This is a genomic window from Mesorhizobium sp. M2A.F.Ca.ET.037.01.1.1, from assembly GCF_003998075.1.
GTDB lineage: Bacteria > Pseudomonadota > Alphaproteobacteria > Rhizobiales > Rhizobiaceae > Mesorhizobium.
On sequence record NZ_RZSA01001465.1, the window covers coordinates 1 to 1,091 of the forward strand.

At 65.6% G+C, this 1,091-nt stretch carries 2 protein-coding genes; both read right to left on the minus strand.

All coding sequences use genetic code 11. The features are described 5' to 3' along the window. Positions 1–351, minus strand: a 351-nt coding sequence (locus EOA27_RS37610; protein ID WP_145970872.1) for a RidA family protein, incomplete at its 3' end; no start/stop codon positions are given. 35 nt (positions 352–386) lie between these two features. Beyond that, positions 387–1,091, minus strand: a 705-nt coding sequence (locus EOA27_RS37615; protein ID WP_145970873.1) for an acyl-CoA dehydrogenase, incomplete at its 5' end; no start/stop codon positions are given.

Genomic DNA, 1,091 nt, shown 5'->3' on the forward strand with positions numbered 1-1,091 from the left:
GTCCTCGACCAGCGCCACCACCTGCATGGCCGCCATCGCCGGAAAATGCCGGCCAATCAAGGCGCGATAGGCCTCGCCGATGCCTTTGAGGTTGCCGACATATTCGGCCTTGTCGGTGAAGTACCAGGTCATCGAGGTGATGTGCCGCGGCTCGCCGCCGGCTTCGGCCAGCACGGCGACGACGTTGGCGAGCGTCTGGCGCACCTGGCCGACGAAGTCGTCGGTCTCGAATTTGCACTCGGCGTTCCAGCCGACCTGGCCGCCGATAAAGACAAGCCGGCCACGCGCGGCCACGCCATTGGCATAGCCGACCGGTTTGGCCCAGCCCTCAGGCTGCAGGATGGTGTGCATGTCTCCCCCTATTTCAGATGCGGTTGGCAAAGGTTTCACGCCGCGCCCATGACCTGTCTGGCGATCACCACCTTCTGCACGTCCGAGGCGCCCTCATAGATGCGCAGCGCCCGGATCTCGCGATAGAGGCTCTCGACGATATGGCCCTTGCGCACGCCGTCGCCGCCATGCAGTTGCACCGCCTTGTCGATTACCTCCTGCGCCTTGTCGGTGGCGAAGAGCTTCGCCATGGCCGCCTCGCGCGTCACCCTCGCGGCGCCCATGTCCTTGGTCCATGCTGCGCGATAGATGAGCAGCGCGGCGGCGTCGACATCCAGCGCCATGTCGGCGATGTGGCCCTGCACCATCTGCAACTCCGCCATCGGCGCACCGAAGATTTTGCGTTCCGCGGCGCGCTTGACGCTCTCGTCCAGCGCGCGTCGCGCGAAGCCAAGCGCTGCCGCGCCAACAGTCGAGCGGAACACGTCGAGCACCGACATGGCGATGCGGAAACCGTCGCCGGCCTTGCCGATCAGGGCGGAAGTTGGGATGCGGACATTGTCGAAGGACAGCCGCGCCAGCGGGTGAGGGGCAATGACCTCGAGCCGTTCGGCGATGCCGAGACCCTTCGCGTCGCCAGGCACGATGAAGGCCGAAATCCCCTTGGCGCCCGGCGCGTCGCCGGTGCGGGCGAAGACGACAAAGAGGTCGGCGATGCCGCCGTTGGAGATCCAGGTCTTTTCGCCTGAAAGGATGTATTT